Here is a 19630-nt window from a genome sequence, read left to right as displayed (position 1 = left end):
CAAAAATTATTCGTCGCTGCGATTTCGTTAATTACACATCGTGGGCACTGATTCATTTGCTCGCTCCTCTCTCTTCTATGAATACATTCCCTTGCGACATATCATACGGAGCATTACCTTGACATGATCATATCGTTGAAGCTCACGGAATGATAATCCTGAAAATAGAAAAAGCGAGAAGAGGAACGCCCCAGTCATATGCCGCATGTGCAACTGTGCGTTTCATTCGCGCCTTTTTCTATGCTCCTAATGTATCACGGAAAAATGGTCAAGTGGGGTTCAACATGGTCTCAAGATGATGTCAGATTTGGTTCACGTTCGGGTCAATAATTCCCTCTCATAATTACATGCTAATGTAGACTATAATGGTACTGTTACATTAATAGAAAAAAGAAAAGAGGTATACATAATGAAAATACTTAGTGTCAGTATTAAAAATTACAAAAGTATCAGAGATTCAGGAAAAATTGATTTACATAACACTCTTAACGCTTTGGCAGGCAAAAATAACACAGGTAAATCAGCTTTCATTGAAGCCATATATAAAGTTACTCATGGTGAATTGGCAGATTATCTCAGTAGTAATTTTGATACAGTAGACTTAGTGATGGATATTAACTTATCAGATGAAGAAATTTCATTATTGAATACTAATGTATATGAGGAATATATATTATTTAAGTTTAATCATTTAAGATTGACTTATCTATATGATGTAAAAACAAATAAATCTTATATAGAAAGAATAGATAGAATTGTTAACGATGAATGCATAGCATTTTATTATTCTGTGACAAATGATCCAGACATAAAATATAGAGTTTTCAACAAAAATCAACATTATTCTGTTAACGGAATTCCTACTTTCTTCAAAAATATTCATGAAATGTTCAAAGACAAGGTTATATATATAAATGGATCAAGATATGTCCAACCAACAGAGAGAACAAACTTACAAAATTATTTGCAAGTTGAAGGAGCAAATCTTAATGCCTTAATCTATACGTTAAATAATAATGCTCCTAGAATTTTCACTAAAATTAATGAATCATTCAAGCAAATATTTAATGACGTTTCTAACATTGGCACCCCAATTAATGAAAACGATCAAACTTATATTAGTATTTATTTTGAAGGGATGGATATGCCGATCCCTTTGTCACAATGTGGGAGTGGTTACACTCATGTTCTTTTGCTATTGTGTGTTCTGTTTAATAAAGAACATAGTGTAGTTCTATTTGATGAGCCTCATGTTTTTTTGCATCCTTCTGCAGAGAAAGCTATATATGATTTAGTAAGTGAAAACAAAGAACACCAGTATATTTTCACTACTCATTCACCAATTTTAATAAATTACCCTGTTGAGAAGCGTTTGGTTCACGTTAGTAAGTCTAATGGGAACAGTTACTATACGCACCTAGAACATATTCAAGAAGTACTATCTGATATAGGTGTAAACAATAGTGATTTTGCTTTATCCGATAAAGTTATATTTGTAGAAGGACAAACCGAAGAGCAAGTCTTCCCTATGATCCTTTCATACTTTGGATTGAAACAAATCGGTTATAATTATAGAATTTTAAATATGAAAGGAACCGGAAAAAACTTTAGCAAAAAGACCGCTATGCGCGAACACAAAGATAAACTGGATTTAGTTCTAAGTGGTGTATCGCAAAGCCCCATACCTTATAAGATAATTATCGATGCAGATGATAAAGCTGACGGCAAACTTCTCGAATTAAGGGAAAGTTATGGAGATAATCTAATTATTTTGGACCGACGAGAGTACGAGAACTATTTTTTGGAATGCTATCAAGAGCTTTTTGAAGTTATTAACCAAGATTCATCAACACCAATAACAGATAAAGAGCAAATAAAAGACCAAGTGGAAAAAATACTATCACTTACCGATGACCTTAAATTATTTCCTAAAGGTTCAACGGATGCATTAAAAAATGTTGTTGGAAGCGAAGTTTTAGAACGTTTGTTCAGAATGTATTCTCTTAATTACAATAAAATAGTTCATGGAATGGAACTTACTCAATTAGTGTTAAACAACACTCCGGAAAAATTAGAATTCTTCAAGAATGAACTGCAAGATTTCATTAAAGGTTAACAATGCAAAAAAGAGAAGCTGACGAGTACTCGTCAGCTTCTTTAGAATTCAGCATCGTCTTGCTCAAAAAATCCAATTAGTTTCAAAGTATTTGCTACACTCTCCAGTCCCTCATCGATTTTGCGCTTAATCGTGCTGTCACTGAGTGCGCGCTGAAAAAATAGAAGCGTTTCTTTACGAGAATATCCTTGAATGTATCTGTACTCAATAGCCTTACGGACTTTCTTCGTTTTTAATTAACCGTTGCGCCCTTTCCAACTGGTGTGTATAGAAGTCATATCTTTTGTACACCCAGCGTTGTTTCTCAATCAGGATCGTAGCGTTTGCCGTCTTGTCAGCATGCAGATCTGTCTGATCGATGCGGCGAGCTGCTTCGCCATCGATGCCCACTTGTTGCATATGCTGCTCGAATTGCTCAAAGTCTCTCATCAAGGAGACCATATCTGTATATTTATCGAGCAGGAACTTTGTCCGCTGGATTTCCTGTTTAGATGCTTTTGCAAAGAGTTCCCCTTGTCCCCATGCCATCGCCATTCCCCTCATTCCCCTTTATCCTGTGATATACTAATAAGAGGAATGAGGAAATAACATCCACTACATCCCCCGCCGTGCCGCCAAGCTCGCGGGGGATATTGATTATACTGGTATAACTTCGTTGCAAAACTCGTCCCACTCCTATGTTTCGCCAAGTTGTAATAAAAAAAGAATCAGATCGGTGGACCATCATTCAGATGCTCACCGTCTGATTCTTTTTCTTTTTATAGTCTAGACTCCGTTTTGGGATTACGTTTAGTATTATTTTTAGTAGCAAAATTGTTAAGAGCATTATGTGTTTTTTGTTTTAAATCATCATCATCAATCTTATCCTGTTTTTCTTTAAAGATAATTAAAATGGCCGATTCCAACACAGGGAACATCAGTGTTGCTTCTTCCTCACTCAGCTCATGAATTCCAGAGCTAAGGAGACCATAAATATTAGAATTATTACTTGTCAGAAAATTAGGAAGGAAATCCTTAAGTAAGATAATTTTATCTTTCATACGCATTTCTCTAAATTCACTTTCATTTTTCCCTAGCTCTAATTGATTATCTCTAAACACGCGATATACTACCTTCTCAAATACCCTTCTTAAATATGTATAGGCAGCAACTCCAGTCCCACTACCATACATGTGGGTAGCCATTACAAAATCCTCAAAACAATTTAAATCATTCATTAACTTTTGGTGCTTATTTATATTTTGTCTAGCGAAATCACTCATAGAAGGAGTTTGACCTATTTTTTTTAACTCAAGTATATTTTTATAAGTGTCCACTTTCAAATTGTAAATAAACATGAATTCGTGGTTCGGATCATGTGAGCATTTTACAAACTTTGTGATTGTTTTATTCTTTAATAGCAAGTTAAGTCTAATAGCCATTGTTATATCAGCCATATTAATACTTGGATCAATATATTCCGTTTCATCATCACGGAAAGATTCTAACATGCTGTCTGCCAGCTCCTCTTCCATTACGTACTGGGAAGGTTGTAATGAATTTGCCCTTTTACAGTAAGGACAGTATTTATAAAATTTTCCCTCCCATCTCAAAAAGTTAATTAAGTGTTGAAAGTCTTCAGAGTAATGGGTTTCGTGTCTATTAATTTTAATCTCATTGTAATTTCCCCAGGGGACTATAGTTGTCTTTGATATATAATTTTTTATATCCAAATTAAATCTCTGATACAAACTTAGCTTAAATAGCAAATCCTCAAATGAATAATCCTTAAAGCTTCCTTTCATAACATCCCCTCCTAGTAGCTTTTCCCACAGTAGGCCGTAAGTTTATGTAACTTATAAAAAAGAACCAGATTGCGGACATCTTTCGATGTTCCAGCTACCTGATTCTTTTTCACTTGGAGTTACCTAAACGCCTTCAACATAGTACTTACTCATTAAGTACCATCTTGGAGGCGAGGGGAGTCGAACCCCTGTCCGAAGATAACGGCACATAAGCTTCTACGGGTGTAGTCACAGTTTTGATGTCACCCGAGTATCGCCCCGTAACCGGCTATACGTTGGGTCAGCCTGATTGTCTTCTTCAGCACACCCCAGGCGGAGATGTGACAGCGTATCCCACTACTAGTTAGCCCCTATCCCTGTCACATGGGCGATGCAGGGTAGAAGCACGCACACAGTTTCTTAGGCTGCGAAAGCGTAGTTTGTTTGTTGTTTGCCGTTTAATAGGCTTTAGCGTTGATAAAGCGGACGCGTCCCCACTACCCGCTACCCATGCTCGAACTATCCCCGTCGAATCCATAAACGCCCCCTCAATGAAGAAGGGCTCCAGGATTAATCCGTGAATACGGAGCAAAGGTGCTGCACATCTTTTTCCTCCAAGGTAAAAAGATGCTTCTTTCAAACTCGACATTCCTGTCTGCTACATGAGTAATCATAACACAGGACACATCACCGAAATAGTACAGATTGCTGGAAGACATTCCAGCAGGATGAGCATGTGTACAAGGTTATCCAATACAACAGGCTCAGTCGTCTACATATTATACCGCGTCACCAATCGGAAGTAAAGTTTACCCAGATTGGATCACGAACAATTGCACCTAAGTATCTTACCCACGATTCAGTCAACTTAAGCAACAGCTAATAATTTAAATTCATCACCACACTTAGCTCCATGCTCCTGTCAATTTTCTTAGTCACACACAACAAAAATCAGCCAACTGCACACTTCGGCTATTCACATCAAATCACCTTCCCCAAATACAAATAAAAAAAGCCTCAATCTTGCCCATTGCAGGACAAACCTTGAGACTCCTTAACTCATACATCAATCTTCCTAGCTTCATCACAAAAACTATCTTATACACTTAAAAGTAAAGCATTTACGCCCAGCGCTCCACTTAACGCGCAACCTTCTGCTTCTCGCGCAGTACCCGTTGGATATCACGTTGAGCATCGCGCTTCGCGGCAGTTTCCCGTTTGTCGTATTGCTTCTTACCTTTACCCAGTCCAAGCAAGAGCTTTGCATAACCATTGCGGATATAGATTTTCAGCGGCACAATGCTGTACCCATCCTGTTTCGACAGCCCGAGCAGCTTGTGAATCTGCACTTTATGCATCAACAACTTGCGCGTACGTGTCGGATCGAGCGGATTATTTCGGTTCCCTTGTTCAAAAGGACTAATATGCATATTGTGAATATGAATCTCACCGTTTCGAATCGTGGCAAATGCATCACCAATATTCGCACGGCCGTTACGAAGAGATTTGATCTCCGTTCCGGTAAGCACCATGCCCGCTTCATACGTATCTTCAATGAAGTAGTCATGGGAAGCCTTTTTATTCTGTGCGAGCACTTTACTCTGTCCATCATTCTTGCCCATGTCCTCACTCCTTCTCCGTAAAATAAGCCGGTACCATGCTCTATAGCAGCGCACCCGATGTTGCACCAAGGTACCACGTGCCAGACCCTAATTGTAGCAAGTACGGCTGTTAAAATCAAGAAAGAGGCGACCTCTGCCGCCCCTCCTCATTACACCACTTTCAGACTGTGCGAAACAACACACCGGCTGAAGTGACTATTTTCTCCAACGCTTAACCTGGAGGAACGAATTGTAATCCATCTCTTCAAGTTACGTTAGCTTTATTTTTTCTTTTTTCGTACAAAAGCTGCCGTGCCGTTACCAGCTGCACCTTTGCTCTTCTTCCGCTTGCGTCGTGGTGCTCCGCCTTCCTGAGCGCCACCAGGAGTTGCATTCTCTCCAATAAATACACCGCTCGGCGAAGTGTTTTTACGTCCACTTCCGCCTTTGCCACCTTTACCGCCGCCCTTGCCGGACTTAAAGCTGCCTTCACCACGACCGCTGCCGCTGTTCAGGCCACTTCCTTGTCCACCGGTTGAACTAGTATCCGAACCACCCGTTGTTGTAGAGCTATATCCGCCTTTACCTGAGCCAAAACCAAAGCTCACCGCGCCTTTGCCCCGACCAGTTGATCCGCCAGCATCACCAGCACGACGCTCACCTTTAGGCTTGCCGCCGCCTTTACCTGCGTATCCACCGGATGAGCCTGCGCCTGCACTCGCTGCTCCACTGCGACCGCCACGTCCACCTTTGCTGCTTTCTTCCGTTGATCTGCCACCACGGCTGGCTCCAGCACCTGTCGAACTGCCTTTGCCGCCACGTGAACCGCTGAATCCACCTGGTCCACCCTTGGCACCGCCGCGTCCGCCGCCGCTACTAGGACGTCCACCTTTACCGCCACGTCCGCCACCGAAGCCGCCAAGACGTTCAGCGCGAGGTTTCATATCCACCATTTCAAAATCAATCGTATACTCTTCCATGCTTACACGTGCTACACGGATCTTCACTTCATCACCGATGCGGAAGACTTTCGAGGTACGTTCACCAATCAGAGCCATATGCTGATCGTCAAAATGGTAATAGTCGTCCGTGAGTGCGCTCAGGCGAATCAGGCCTTCAACCGTGTTCTCCAGTTCAATGAACATACCAAAGCTGGTCACACTGCTGATCATGCCTCCGAACTCTTCGCCTACTTTATCGAGCATGTACTCGGCTTTTTTCATTTTCTCCGTATCCCGCTCAGCTTCTACCGCCACACGTTCACGTTCCGAAGACTGCTGCGCAATATCGGTCATACGTGCTGCCAAATACTCCTGACGATTCTCCGGCAAAGCACCATTATTCTCAATGACTTCGCGAATCACCCGGTGAATGACGAGGTCGGGATAACGACGAATTGGAGACGTAAAGTGACTATAGAATTCTGCCGCGAGGCCAAAGTGACCTGACATTTCAGAATCATACTTCGCCTGTTTCATGGAACGCAGCATCATCGTACTAATCACGGTTTGTTCTTTCGTTTCTTTGATATCCTCAAGCAACGATTGAAGCGCCCGTGGATGAATCGCATTGCCACGTCCTTTGACCTGGTGTCCAAAATTCGCCGCAAAGGCGAGGAAATTTTGCAGTTTTTCCTGATCCGGATCTTCGTGCACACGATAAATGAACGGAACCTTCAACCAGTGGAAATGCTCTGCCACTGTTTCGTTCGCTGCCAACATGAATTCCTCAATGATTTGCTCGGCAATCGAACGCTCCCGTTTTACGATATCTATCGGTTTGCATTCTGCGTCAACAATGATTTTGGATTCTTCAAAATCAAAGTCAACCGCACCACGGCGCATGCGCATAGCACGCAGCTTCAAAGCGATCTCTTTCATCAGATGGAAATCATCTACTAGATCCTTATATCGCTCGAGCAATTCCGGCTCTTCACCTTCAAGAATTTTACGAACGTTGGAATACGTCATCCGCTCTTTAGTTTTGATTACACTTGTGAAAATGTCATGTTTTACAACCTTCATCTGGTCGTTAAACTCCATTTCACATGACAGGGTCAGGCGATCTACCTGTGGGTTTAAACTACAGATCCCGTTGGACAGACGCTGTGGCAACATCGGAATAACCCGATCCACCAGATACACACTGCATCCACGGTTGTAAGCTTCCTGATCAAGCTTGGAATTCTCCTGCACATAATAGCCAACGTCGGCAATATGAACACCCAGACGATAGTTACCGTTAGGCAGCTTCTCTACGTTAACAGCATCATCCAGATCCTTGGCATCTTCGCCATCAATCGTGACAATATTAAGTCCGCGCAGATCACGGCGACCCTGTTGTACAATCTCCTCATCCGTGATGGAGTCGGGTGCTTTCTCCGCCTCTTCTACCACTTCATCCGGGAAAGCTTCAGGCAGCTGATGCTTGCGAATGACGGACAAAATATCAATACCCGGCTCATCCTTATGACCGAGAATCTCGATCACTTCACCCTCGGCTGCCGCACGGCCCTCCGGATAGCTGACGATTTTTGCTACGACCTTTTGTCCATCAACCGCCCCAGCAAAATTGGTACGTGGGATGAAAATATCGCGATTAATCCGTTTGTCATCCGGAATGACAAATCCGTACACCTCATGGCTCTGGAACACACCAACGACTTGGGTCACAGCACGAGTAACAATACGGACGATCTCACCCTCCAGGCGACCACCTGAAGGTCCTTGAGATGTGACTTTAACCAATACCGTGTCACCATTCATTGCACTCTTCATATCATTGGCGTGAATGTACACATCCGGGTGCTCCCGATCCTCAGGAATAAGGAAAGCAAAACCTTTGGCGTGAGCCTGTAAACGTCCACGTACCAAATCCATGCGCTCTGGCATGCCATAGCGATTGTTACGGGTCAGCAAAACTTTACCGGATTCCTCCAGCGTATTAAGCATAATCAAAAAGGCTTTGAAATCAGCTGCATCTTCAATAGCGAAGTGCTGTTCCAACTCCTGATAAGTCATAGGTTTATAAGCGGTTTCCCGCATGAAGTCGAGCAATTGTTGTTCTGTTATCATTAATATATTCACCTCGGGAAACATAAAAGTGTAAGCAAGTCTCATCTCTTTATGTATCGGAATTCTTACCATTTTCATGCAATACAATATCACTGCTGTGAAGAGTGTAGTGGTACAACCATACTATCTCATACCCTAGTATACACGAATTCAATCCGGCCCATCCGTACCTCGCAAAAAAACCACAGTGGCCAGGCGCTCCTCAAAAATCACGCTTTCACGTATCTCTACAGACATTTTATGCGATACACGTGCTGTGCGCATCTGAAAAAGGACTAAATCCGAAAATTTTCTGTACACATGACATTCATTATAGGGAGTGAGTTCGCGTAACGAATAAGCGAGGGACATACCATACATGATAGGGGTGTGTTGCATGTTTAAGGAAGGAAAACCAAACAGAAGTGAGAAGAAGACCGAAAATCATGGAGTCTATAGATTAGATTGTTGGAAAAGTTTGGACGCGTAAGAATTTATTAAAAAACCCCCGTTTCTTCACGAAACGAAGGTTCATCAATTAAGTCATTAGCTTAAGCTATTCATTGAACAACAGTTCCGAATCTTACTTGGAAACCACCGTAACAACAATAGACAAAATCATAAATCCTGCACCCAGTACCACCGTTGCACGTTGCAGGAAGAGATCCAATCCGCGCGCTTTCGTTTTACCGAAAAGATGTTCCGCACCACCGGAGATGGCACCCGCCAAACCAGCGCTTTTCCCGTGCTGCAGCAATACTACAGTGATTAGACCGATCGAAAAAACAACGAGCAGCAATTTCAAAGCAATATCCATTCTTTCCACCTCCTACCCATGTGGGCATACATCTCACCATAAAAACAGTTACTTTAATTGTAACATAGCTATGGTTGTACTACAAGTAGTACAGTTTATACAATGCCCTAAATTTCACCATCTGCGTGATCCTTACGTTATACCATTACTTCGTTGCAATAAAAAAGACAAGCCGGTTACCCGGCTTGCCCGTAAAAGCTGGATATCCAGCTTATTTTTTAAGGTTGTAGAATCCTTTAAGACCATTGTATTGAGCCAGTTCACCCAGTTGATCCTCAATGCGGAGCAATTGGTTGTACTTCGCGATACGGTCTGTACGGGAAGGAGCACCCGTTTTGATTTGACCAGCGTTAGTTGCAACAGCGATATCAGCGATTGTGCTGTCTTCGGACTCACCGGAACGGTGGGAGATTACAGCTGTGTATCCTGCGCGTTTAGCCATTTCGATTGCATCAAATGTTTCAGTCAATGTACCGATTTGGTTAACTTTGATCAGGATGGAGTTACCGATACCTTCGTCGATACCTCTGCCCAGACGCTCAGTGTTTGTTACGAACAGGTCATCACCAACGAGTTGTACTTTGTCGCCCAATTTTTCAGTGAGCAATTTCCAACCATCCCAGTCATCTTCGGACATACCGTCTTCGATTGTGATGATTGGGTATTTCTCAACCCATGAAGCCAGAAGGTCAACATACTCAGCGGAAGTGTAAGATTTACCTTCACCAGCAAGTGTGTACTTACCATCTTTGTAGAACTCAGTGGAAGCTACGTCCATACCCAAGAATACGTCAACGCCTGGTTTGTAACCAGCTTTTTCAATAGCTTCGATGATTGTAGTGATTGCTTCTTCGTTCGAACCAAGGTTCGGTGCGAAACCACCTTCGTCACCTACAGCTGTGTTCAAGCCTTTAGAGCTCAATACGGATTTCAAGTTGTGGAAGATCTCTGCACCTACGCGAAGAGCTTCTTTGAAGCTTGGTGCTCCAACTGGAAGAACCATGAACTCTTGAACGTCGATGTTGTTGTCAGCATGCTCACCACCGTTGATGATGTTCATCATTGGTACTGGCAATGCTTTAGCGTTGAATCCGCCCAGGTAAACGTACAATGGCAGGTCCAGAGCGTCAGCAGCTGCGCGAGCTACTGCCATGGATACAGCCAGGATTGCGTTAGCACCCAGTTTACCTTTGTTTGGCGTACCATCCAAAGTGATCATCAATTTGTCGATACCCAGTTGATCCAATGCATCCATACCGATAACTTCTGGAGCGATTGTTTCGTTTACGTTTTTAACAGCTTGCAGAACGCCTTTACCGAGGTAACGGGATTTGTCGCCATCGCGAAGCTCAACGGCTTCGTGGGCACCAGTGGATGCACCAGATGGAACGATTGCGCGTCCGATTGCGCCGGACTCCAGGTATACTTCAACTTCTACTGTAGGGTTACCGCGGGAGTCGAGGACTTCGCGAGCGTACACGTCAGAAATAATAGTCATTTGTGATAATCTCCTTTAAATTTAAATTTATTATAAATTAGGACCACTTGTGTTTCCCCTTTTCCACTACGTCAGCGAATTGTCCTCTGATCACTGTTATCCCCTGATTCCTTTGAACTTATTTTCATAAGTTGGAATCATGTGATAAAGGCGAAGCCTTTGCTTACGAAGCCAGCTTTCTTTCAGAAAGCTTTTAGCGTTGCTTCTTCGGACAATTTCTGCTTCCTTCGTTCGGGGGTAAACTCCAAACTTCCCAATTTCATATATGTTGTTGCGTAACTTATTTACGGGTAGAGATAACGGATGTACCTGTCATCTCAGCCGGTTTAGGCAATTGCATCAGGTCAAGGATCGTTGGCGCGATATCTGCCAGGATTCCGCCTTCACGCAGGGTTACATTGGCATCCGTAACGATAAATGGAACCGGGTTCGTTGTATGAGCTGTGAACGGACGTCCTTGCTCATCGAACACCATATCCGCGTTACCATGATCCGCCGTGATCAGTACAACGCCGCCTTTAGCAAGTACTGCATCTACAACACGGCCCATGCACTCATCTGTTACTTCAACCGCTTTGATGGTAGGCTCCAGCATGCCGGAGTGTCCAACCATGTCAGGGTTAGCAAAGTTCAGAATGATGGCGTCATGTTTGTCTGCTTCGATCTCGCGAACACATGCGTCAGCTACTTCATACGCGCTCATCTCTGGTTGCAGATCATACGTTGCAACTTTTGGTGAGTTGATCAGTACGCGAGTTTCACCCGGAAGCTCCACATCACGACCGCCACTGAAGAAGAAGGTAACGTGCGGGTATTTCTCAGTTTCTGCAATACGCAGTTGTTTTTTATTGTTCTGTACCAGAACTTCACCCAGTGTGTTGTCGAGGTTTTTAGGCGAATAAGCCACATAACCCTCAACCGTCTCACTGAACAAAGTCAAGCAAACAAAGTGCAAGCCCACAGGGAACTTCGGACCACGATCGAAACCGCGGAAATCCTGGTTTGTGAATACTTGCGACAACTGGATCGCACGGTCAGGACGGAAGTTGAGGAAGATAACGGAATCGCCGCTCTCAACCAAACCTACCGGCTCACCATCCGCTTTGACGATAACCGTTGGTTCAACGAATTCATCAAATACGGATTTCTCATACGATTCTTCAACCGCTTTGAGTGGGTCAGTGTATTTCGGTCCATCTCCATAAACGATGGCGCGGTATGATTTCTCAACCCGTTCCCAACGTTTATCACGGTCCATCGCGTAATAGCGACCTTGAACCGTTGCGATTTTACCTACTCCGACTTCTTCAATCTTAGCGATCAGTTTCTGCATGAAGTCTTTACCACTGTCTGGCATAACATCACGGCCATCCATGAAAGCATGAATATATACATCATTCATTCCTTCTTTTTTGGCCAGATCCAGCATAGCAAACAGGTGGTCGATGTGACTATGTACGCCGCCATCGGACAACAAACCGTAGAGATGAAGCTTTTTGCCGCTTTGTTTCGCTTCGCGAACCGCTTTGACAAGTGTTTCATTGTCGTAGAACTCGCCGTCACGAATGGATTTGGAGATACGGGTCAAATCCTGGTATACGATCCGGCCGGCACCAATGTTCAGGTGACCTACCTCCGAATTTCCCATTTGCCCTTCTGGCAAACCTACAGCTTCACCGCAAGCAGTCAGCGTTGTATGTGGGAATTGGCTCATGAAACGGTCGTAGTTCGGTTTCTTGGCTTGCGCTACCGCGTTGCCTTCCACCGTGTTACGCAGACCAAAGCCATCCATGATGATCAGTGCTACAGGTTTTGGAGCTGTCATCTTACTTCGCCCCCTCAACAAGCGCGATGAACGAAGCCGGCTGCAAGCTGGCACCGCCAACAAGTGCGCCGTCGATGTCGCTTTGTCCGAGGTATTCTGTTACGTTCTCCGGTTTAACACTGCCGCCGTATTGAATACGAACTGCATTAGCTACCGTCTCGTTGTACAGATCCTTCACCAGCGTACGGATGTAAGCAATAACTTCATTCGCATCTTGGGAAGTGGAGGATTTGCCTGTACCAATCGCCCAGATTGGCTCATAAGCGATAACAACTTGTGCCGCTTGCTCTGCAGACAGACCTGCAAAAGCAGCTACTGTTTGCACTTTGCATACGTCTTTTGTTTGGTTCGCTTCACGCTCTTCAAGCGTCTCACCGAGGCAAAAGATTGGAGTCAATCCGTGACGGAATGCTGCATGCAACTTTTTATTAACAGTCTCATCGGTTTCCGCAAAATATTGACGGCGCTCCGAGTGACCAATAATGACATAATCCACACCCAGGTCTTTCAGCATCACGCCGCTGATTTCACCTGTGAATGCACCGTTGTCTTCAAAGTGAAGATTTTGTGCACCAATTTTGATGTTTGTGCCTTTAACGGCTTCTACCAGGGATGGCAGATTTGTAAACGGTGCGCAGATTACAGTTTCCACGCCTTCAACTTCCGCTTTTCCTTTAACTTCCTGAATGAAGTCATTGGATTCGGAAACCGTTTTGAACATTTTCCAGTTACCTGCGATAATCGGTGTTCTCATGGGTTTCAACTCCTTCATGCTATAGACTACTAAAACTTACTTGTCGTTCAATGCCACTACGCCTGGAAGTACTTTACCTTCCATGAACTCGAGCGATGCACCGCCACCTGTAGAGATGTGGTTCATTTTGTCAGCCAATTTGAACTTCTCAGCTGCTGCTGCGGAGTCACCGCCACCAATTACAGTGTAAGCTTCTGTCTCAGCGCAAGCTTCCGCTACTGCACGAGTACCGTGGGAGAATGGCTCGATTTCAAATACGCCCATTGGTCCGTTCCACACAACCAATTTGGAGTTTTTGATTACATCAGCATAGATCTCACGTGTTTTAGGACCGATGTCGATACCTTCCCAATCTGCTGGGATACCATCGATGTCAACGATTTGTGTGTTTGCTTTCGCACTGAAATCGTCAGACACTACGATATCTACCGGCAGGTAGAAGTTTTTGCCCAGTTTTTTCGCTTTTTCGATAAAACCGAGAGCAACATCAAGTTTGGAATCATCCAGCAAGGATTGTCCAATTTCATGTCCTTGTGCTTTGAAGAACGTGTAAGTCAGACCGCCACCGATGATTACGTTGTCTGCAATGTTCAGCAGGTTGTCGATTACATCGATTTTGTCCTTAACTTTGGATCCACCAATGATAGCTGTGAAAGGACGCTCAGGGTTGGAGATTGCTTTACCCAACACTTCAAGTTCTTTCTCCATCAACAAACCGGACACTGCTGGAAGCAAGTGAGCGATTCCTTCAGTCGAAGCATGTGCTCTGTGAGCCGCGCCAAACGCATCGTTAACGAAAACGTCAGCCAGTTCAGCAAATTGTTTTGCCAGTTCCGGATCGTTTTTCTCTTCGCCTGCGTGGAAACGAACGTTTTCAAGCAACAATACGTCGCCATTGTTCAGTTCAGCGATTTGAGCTTTAACAGCGTCACCAACGGAATCGTCAGCTTTAACTACTGTTTTACCAAGCAATTCAGACAAACGCTCAGCTGCTGGAGTCAAACGCAAGGATTCAACCACTTCGCCGTTAGGACGACCCATGTGGCTTGCCAAAATGACTTTAGCGCCTTTTTCAATCAAGAAGTTGATTGTAGGAAGCGTTGCACGAATACGTTTGTCATCTGTAATTTTACCATCTTCGAGCGGCACATTGAAATCTACACGGACAAAAGCCCGTTTTCCTGTCAATTCGATATCGCGTACACTTTTTTTGTTCATCTGTATTTCCTCCGCACCCATGTATTTGGTGGACCAATCAAGAGCTAAAATCCCTCGTCAATCCTGGTGTTTTTGAGAAATTTGCAAAATGTAGATATATAAAGAGCGGAAACAATATAGCATCTGTTTCCGCTCTATGTTATTGCAGATATTACTTAATCATTTTTGCAAAGTGCTCCAAAGTGCGAACCAATTGTGCAGTGTAGGACATTTCATTGTCATACCAAGCTACAGTTTTAACCAATTGTTGGTCGCCAACAGTCAGAACTTTAGTTTGAGTTGCATCAAACAGGGAACCGAAAGTGATTCCTTGGATATCGGAAGATACGATTTCGTCTTCTGTGTATCCGAAAGTTTCTGGATCGGAAGCTTCTTGCATAGCTGCGTTAACTTCTTCAGCAGTTACTTTTTTGTTCAGAACAGTTACGAGCTCAGTCAGGGAACCAGTAGCTACTGGTACACGTTGAGCTGCACCATCAAGGATGCCTTGCAGTTCTGGGATTACCAGACCGATTGCTTTAGCAGCACCAGTTGTGTTAGGGATGATGTTTTCAGCTGCTGCGCGAGCACGACGGAAGTCACCTTTAGGGTGTGGAGCATCCAACGTGTTTTGGTCGCCAGTGTAAGCGTGAATTGTAGTCATCAAACCTTGAACGATTCCGAATTTGTCTTGCAGTGTTTTTGCCATAGGTGCCAGGCAGTTTGTTGTGCAAGATGCGCCGGAGATTACAGTTTCAGTACCGTCGAGGATTTCATGGTTTACGTTGTAAACGATGGTTTTCATGTCGCCAGTAGCTGGTGCGGAGATAACAACTTTCTTAGCTCCACCTTTCAAGTGTTTCTCAGCTGCTTCTTTAGTTGTGAAGAAACCAGTACATTCCAGAACGATATCTACGCCCAGGTCGCCCCAAGGAAGTTCTTCTGGGTTACGGTTAGCCAATACTTTAACTTCTTTGCCGTTCACTTTGAAGAAGCCATCGTGTACTTCAACATCGCCATCGAAGCGACCTTGAGTTGTATCATATTTGAGCAAATGAGCGAGCATTTTAGCGTCAGTCAAGTCGTTGATTGCTACTACCTCGATGCCTGCTACATTTTGAATACGGCGGAATGCCAAGCGTCCAATACGTCCAAAACCGTTAATACCTACTTTAATCATGAGTAAGTTCCTCCCAAGTTTTGATTAATTTTTTATGAAACTTATATATTCAAGACAGACGGTGAAGTCCGTCAAGACAACAATAGTTGTGATGCAAAGTAAAACCTTATTCCATTTCAGCAACGATGACTTCGGCAGCAGCCTCATCAATAATCAGAATATCTTCCTGACCAAATCGCAACACGGAATGTATAGCAGCAGCTTTGCTTTTGCCACCTGCAATTCCAATCACAACATCGGTTCGTTCAATATCCTGAAGTCGCATACCCAGTGTAAGCATGGTATGTACCACCTTACCCTGATCATTAAAGTAATAACCGAAAGATTCAGATACGGCCCCTTGCTCCTGAAGTTCATCTATAATCTCCGTCGCAAGTTTACGTCTTTTGGCCATCTCTACGGCATCACCAATTCCATGAATAACAATCCGTGATTGCCTGATCAGCTGCAGAATCTCCTGAACACTAGGGTCCTGGATTAATGATTCATAGGCATGATCACTGAGCAAATCCGGTACATGCAGGAGTTTGTATTGCGCCCCTACCCGTTTTGCCATTGTGGATGCGATCGTATTAGCCTGAATTTCAAGGCTTTCTCCAAGTCCACCGCGTGCTGGTACGAACCAGACACCTTTTAGCGATGTTGGCGGGTTTAGTTGCTCTGCGACTTCGGCCGTTGTTGATCCGCCAGTAACGGCGACAACGTCGTTGTCACTCATGATATTGCCGAGAGCCTTCGCTCCGGCTCTGCCCAGTTCCCTTTTGGCAAATGGAGAAACGTCCGAATCACCAGGAACCACAACTACCTTTTGCAGACCGTAGGCTTGCTTGATGCGCTCTTCCAGCTCGGATAATCCGAACAACTCTTTGGCTACGGGCTCTAACTGCTGCAGCAAATCATACCCTGCCTCGCTGATCTTCATTCCTGCACTGTCAATTTCAATAAGTCCCTGAGCCTTTAACAGATCGGTCTCAGCCCTCAGAACCCGCTCGGTCATCTGCATGGAATTAGCTAACGTTCTCCGTCCGATCACATCCGATAACATGATCTGTTGCAGAATCGTATACCTCTTTTTCAAGATATCCATGAGATCAGGCAGAAGCTGCTTTTGTACTTCTAAAATCGTTCGCATGCTTTCCACTCCCGCAAGTTCTCGTTCCAAGCTCTCTTTCGTGGCCCTAAAACGTCCCGGGTTAACTTTTTAAGTCCCACGTCTATTCTACCTAAAACTGACGTGACATGCAAGTGTTTCAACGTGTTATTTCGACACGCATTCAGCGTTTGTACGCGCCTATTTTCACAATCCTAGACTTCCATGATCAAGGACTAGCTCACGCATACCATATATAGAAGAAACAAATGAATTCAATCTACATATCGCTCAGAATCACATTTCATACGGCATGTCCAAAACCTCTAATAGCATTTACTTAAATGCACTCTTTATCCACTCTTCTTCATCATGATCATTTTTGGGTTAATCCAAACCAATACCACAACGAACTGCTTGCAATTAAATATTTCATGAGCTATAATCATTATTGCTGTCACATAATGTGCGCCCGTGGTCCAATGGATATGACGTAGGCCTCCGAAGCCTGAGATCCAAGTTCGATTCTTGGCGGGCGCGCCATTTTTATTTAACAGCTCATAACCCATTTAACCAATGAAACCGGAAAGGTTTCTTTTTTTTGCAAGTTAGTTTGACTTTCTTTGACTTTTTGTTTGGAATTGTTTATTATGTGGGTAATACGGTAACAGTTTAAGTATAAACACCAATAACATTTACATTCCAAGGAGGTTTTTCACGTGAGTTTTATTCCAATGGTCGTTGAACAGAGCAACCGGGGTGAGCGCGCCTACGACATCTACTCCAGATTGCTGAAGGATCGTATTATTTTCCTTGGTAGCGATGTTAATGACGTAGTGGCTAATGCCATTATGGCACAGATGTTGTTCCTGGCTGCGGAAGATCCGGAGAAAGACATTCACTTATACATCAACAGCCCAGGCGGATCGATTACAGCCGGTATGGCGATTTACGATACAATGCAATTCATCAAACCGGATGTATCTACCATCTGTGTAGGTATGGCGGCTTCCATGGGTGCATTCTTGTTGAATGCCGGTGCAAAAGGTAAACGTTTTGCATTACCAAACAGTGAAATTATGATTCACCAACCACTTGGTGGTGCACAAGGTCAGGCTTCTGACATCGAAATCCGTGCTCGTCGCATTTTGAAAATGCGTGATACGTTGAACCGCATCATCTCTGAGCGTTCAGGTCAACCTCTGGAGCGGATTGAGAAAGATACAGATCGTGACTACTTCATGAGTGCTGCTGAAGCTGCCGATTACGGTATCATTGATAAAGTTATTGAAAACGTAGGTTCCCAAGGAATCTAAGTGTTAGTTAGACCACGGTCTACGCGTTAATATATCAATACCTAACGTAATCAGCAACACCTCATTGTGTTGTCTATACGAGAAGAAGCCCTCATCATGATCATGATGAGGGCTTCTTCTTTCATTTTATAAGAAAAATAACTTAAGAGTGCATAATAATGATTCTTTATTTGGTTCCCGTTACATCGCTAAATGGTTCTGTTCCTTTAGGAAGAATCTCTTTATACGTAAATGGCATTTCAGGGAATCCCTCTGCGTACGCTGTATACTCATACAACTGGAAGAACACAACTACACCCGTTGGTGTCACATAGTAATCTTGATCTTTATTCAACCCTTTATAACCGTCGAGGTATCCACCGCGGGCTTTCAGTTGCTCACCCACTTTTTTACTCAACGTCTCGCGCATAGTTTTGTTATTTTGCAGCACATCATCTAACGTAAGCTCCTTGCCTGTCTCCAGTGCAAAGGTGTGGCCCGTACGGTATGTCATGCCATGAGCGCCAGCATAATCTTCGTACCGCTGAGTAATGAGTCCCAGCACGCCTTTTTCGTTATACGTCACTACATAAGAGCTCTCAAATGCATATGGACGATTGGCTGTTGCACCGCCGAATTCAGATGTCTGTTTCTTGAAGTCAGCTACATAAGCATCCACTTCGTCTTTCAACACTTTGTTGATCGCTGCTTCAGCTTCTTTGCTGGCAAGCCCACTCACCTGTGGATATTGAACATCTACTTCAGCATTTTTCACAGTGACATTAACTGTTGCCGCTTTAATTTTAACGTTATTTTGTTTCACCTTGCTGAGTGTCAACGTTTTGGTTTTGGCATCCCAATTCCCCTGTACACCCAGATAATCTCTCATTGCCGAGAATGGGATATATAATCTGCCGTTGATCAGCTTTGCGTCCACTTGAGGATAATAGTTGTTGATTCTGACACTTGGTTGACCGTCCATAAGACTAATTGTCATCGTGTTATTGGCTGCTGTCAAAGCGTACTCTTTGGTTTTCGCATCATATTTCAGGGTTCCACCTGCCACATCTTTAACTGCCGTAAGAGATACCCAAGTTGAGCCACCTTGAAGAAGTCCTTTTTGAGTCAGTGTTTTTCCACCCGATTTCAGAGTTACCTCAGCCGGGGTTGTCACTTTCGAGGATACCGATGCTGCTTGAACCGAACTATCCTGCCACACCGAACCGCTACCTACAATAATTCCTGCCGCAAGCAACGCACTTGTCCATTTTTTCCATGATGTCATATATAAAACTCCTCTCTGAATTCACAATTAGGGATCATTGCGTATGTAATTCTGACCTGATCGCATATCTCATACGCTCACCTCTTTATTATAATTAACCCGATTTCGGAAAGGTTTACAGCTCGAGTTACAATGTTGATGAATATCAGGCAGAAA

General features: G+C 43.7%; 14 protein-coding genes, 1 tRNA gene and 1 other RNA gene. 3 read left to right on the top strand and 13 right to left on the bottom strand.

Going from position 1 to position 19630, the window contains the following annotated elements; translation table 11 throughout:
- Positions 1-409 precede the first annotated feature (409 nt).
- Positions 410-2116, top strand: a complete 1707-nt coding sequence (locus MKY44_RS00965) for an ATP-dependent nuclease (RefSeq protein ID WP_341005727.1) — start codon at positions 410-412, stop codon at positions 2114-2116.
- 213 nt (positions 2117-2329) lie between these two features.
- On the opposite strand, the gene MKY44_RS00960 is transcribed toward MKY44_RS00965, so the two are convergent.
- The 12 genes from MKY44_RS00960 to MKY44_RS00905 form a co-directional block, all read right to left on the bottom strand.
- Positions 2330-2650, bottom strand: coding sequence for a hypothetical protein (locus tag MKY44_RS00960; protein WP_341005726.1), 321 nt, complete (start codon positions 2648-2650; stop codon positions 2330-2332).
- Between the two features lie 224 nt (positions 2651-2874).
- Complete coding sequence (locus MKY44_RS00955; protein WP_341005725.1) at positions 2875-3900, bottom strand: hypothetical protein; 1026 nt, start codon at positions 3898-3900, stop codon at positions 2875-2877.
- 164 nt (positions 3901-4064) lie between these two features.
- Positions 4065-4427, bottom strand: a transfer-messenger RNA (tmRNA) gene (gene ssrA / locus MKY44_RS00950).
- A 591-nt stretch (positions 4428-5018) separates the two neighbouring features.
- Positions 5019-5501: an SsrA-binding protein SmpB gene (gene smpB, locus MKY44_RS00945; protein WP_036674736.1), complete on the bottom strand. Its 483-nt coding sequence runs from the start codon at positions 5499-5501 to the stop codon at positions 5019-5021.
- A 260-nt stretch (positions 5502-5761) separates the two neighbouring features.
- Entirely contained in the window at positions 5762-8554 is a 2793-nt protein-coding gene (gene rnr, locus MKY44_RS00940; protein WP_341005724.1) for a ribonuclease R, read from the bottom strand.
- Between the two features lie 562 nt (positions 8555-9116).
- Positions 9117-9350 (bottom strand): preprotein translocase subunit SecG, encoded by a 234-nt coding sequence (gene secG, locus MKY44_RS00935; RefSeq protein ID WP_036616231.1) that lies wholly within the window; start codon positions 9348-9350, stop codon positions 9117-9119.
- A 211-nt stretch (positions 9351-9561) separates the two neighbouring features.
- On the bottom strand, positions 9562-10848 hold the full coding sequence (gene eno, locus MKY44_RS00930) for a phosphopyruvate hydratase (RefSeq protein ID WP_062837741.1): 1287 nt from the start codon (positions 10846-10848) through the stop codon (positions 9562-9564).
- Between the two features lie 280 nt (positions 10849-11128).
- The gene (gpmI, locus tag MKY44_RS00925) at positions 11129-12673 is read right to left on the bottom strand and encodes a 2,3-bisphosphoglycerate-independent phosphoglycerate mutase (protein ID WP_341005723.1); all 1545 of its coding nucleotides are present in this window, start codon (positions 12671-12673) and stop codon (positions 11129-11131) included.
- Position 12674: 1 nt separating this feature from the next.
- Complete coding sequence (gene tpiA, locus MKY44_RS00920; RefSeq protein WP_036616221.1) at positions 12675-13427, bottom strand: triose-phosphate isomerase; 753 nt, start codon at positions 13425-13427, stop codon at positions 12675-12677.
- A 36-nt stretch (positions 13428-13463) separates the two neighbouring features.
- A complete protein-coding gene (locus tag MKY44_RS00915) occupies positions 13464-14645 on the bottom strand; it encodes a phosphoglycerate kinase (RefSeq protein WP_036674741.1) in 1182 nt (393 codons plus the stop codon).
- Between the two features lie 151 nt (positions 14646-14796).
- On the bottom strand, positions 14797-15804 hold the full coding sequence (gene gap / locus MKY44_RS00910; protein ID WP_017691243.1) for a type I glyceraldehyde-3-phosphate dehydrogenase: 1008 nt from the start codon (positions 15802-15804) through the stop codon (positions 14797-14799).
- A gap of 106 nt (positions 15805-15910) precedes the next feature.
- The gene (locus MKY44_RS00905; protein WP_036616216.1) at positions 15911-16936 is read right to left on the bottom strand and encodes a sugar-binding transcriptional regulator; all 1026 of its coding nucleotides are present in this window, start codon (positions 16934-16936) and stop codon (positions 15911-15913) included.
- A gap of 426 nt (positions 16937-17362) precedes the next feature.
- Between MKY44_RS00905 and MKY44_RS00900 the strand changes: the two genes are divergently transcribed.
- Positions 17363-17437 (top strand) — tRNA-Arg (locus MKY44_RS00900).
- 176 nt (positions 17438-17613) lie between these two features.
- A complete protein-coding gene (gene clpP, locus MKY44_RS00895; protein ID WP_017691245.1) occupies positions 17614-18210 on the top strand; it encodes an ATP-dependent Clp endopeptidase proteolytic subunit ClpP in 597 nt (198 codons plus the stop codon).
- A 166-nt stretch (positions 18211-18376) separates the two neighbouring features.
- On the opposite strand, the gene MKY44_RS00890 is transcribed toward clpP, so the two are convergent.
- Positions 18377-19474, bottom strand: a complete 1098-nt coding sequence (locus tag MKY44_RS00890) for a stalk domain-containing protein (protein ID WP_341005722.1) — start codon at positions 19472-19474, stop codon at positions 18377-18379.
- Positions 19475-19630 lie beyond the last annotated feature (156 nt).

This window comes from Paenibacillus sp. FSL R7-0026, from assembly GCF_038004485.1.
Classification (GTDB): Bacteria; Bacillota; Bacilli; order Paenibacillales; family Paenibacillaceae; genus Paenibacillus; species Paenibacillus xylanexedens_A.
This window is presented reverse-complemented; position numbering and strand designations above follow the sequence as displayed.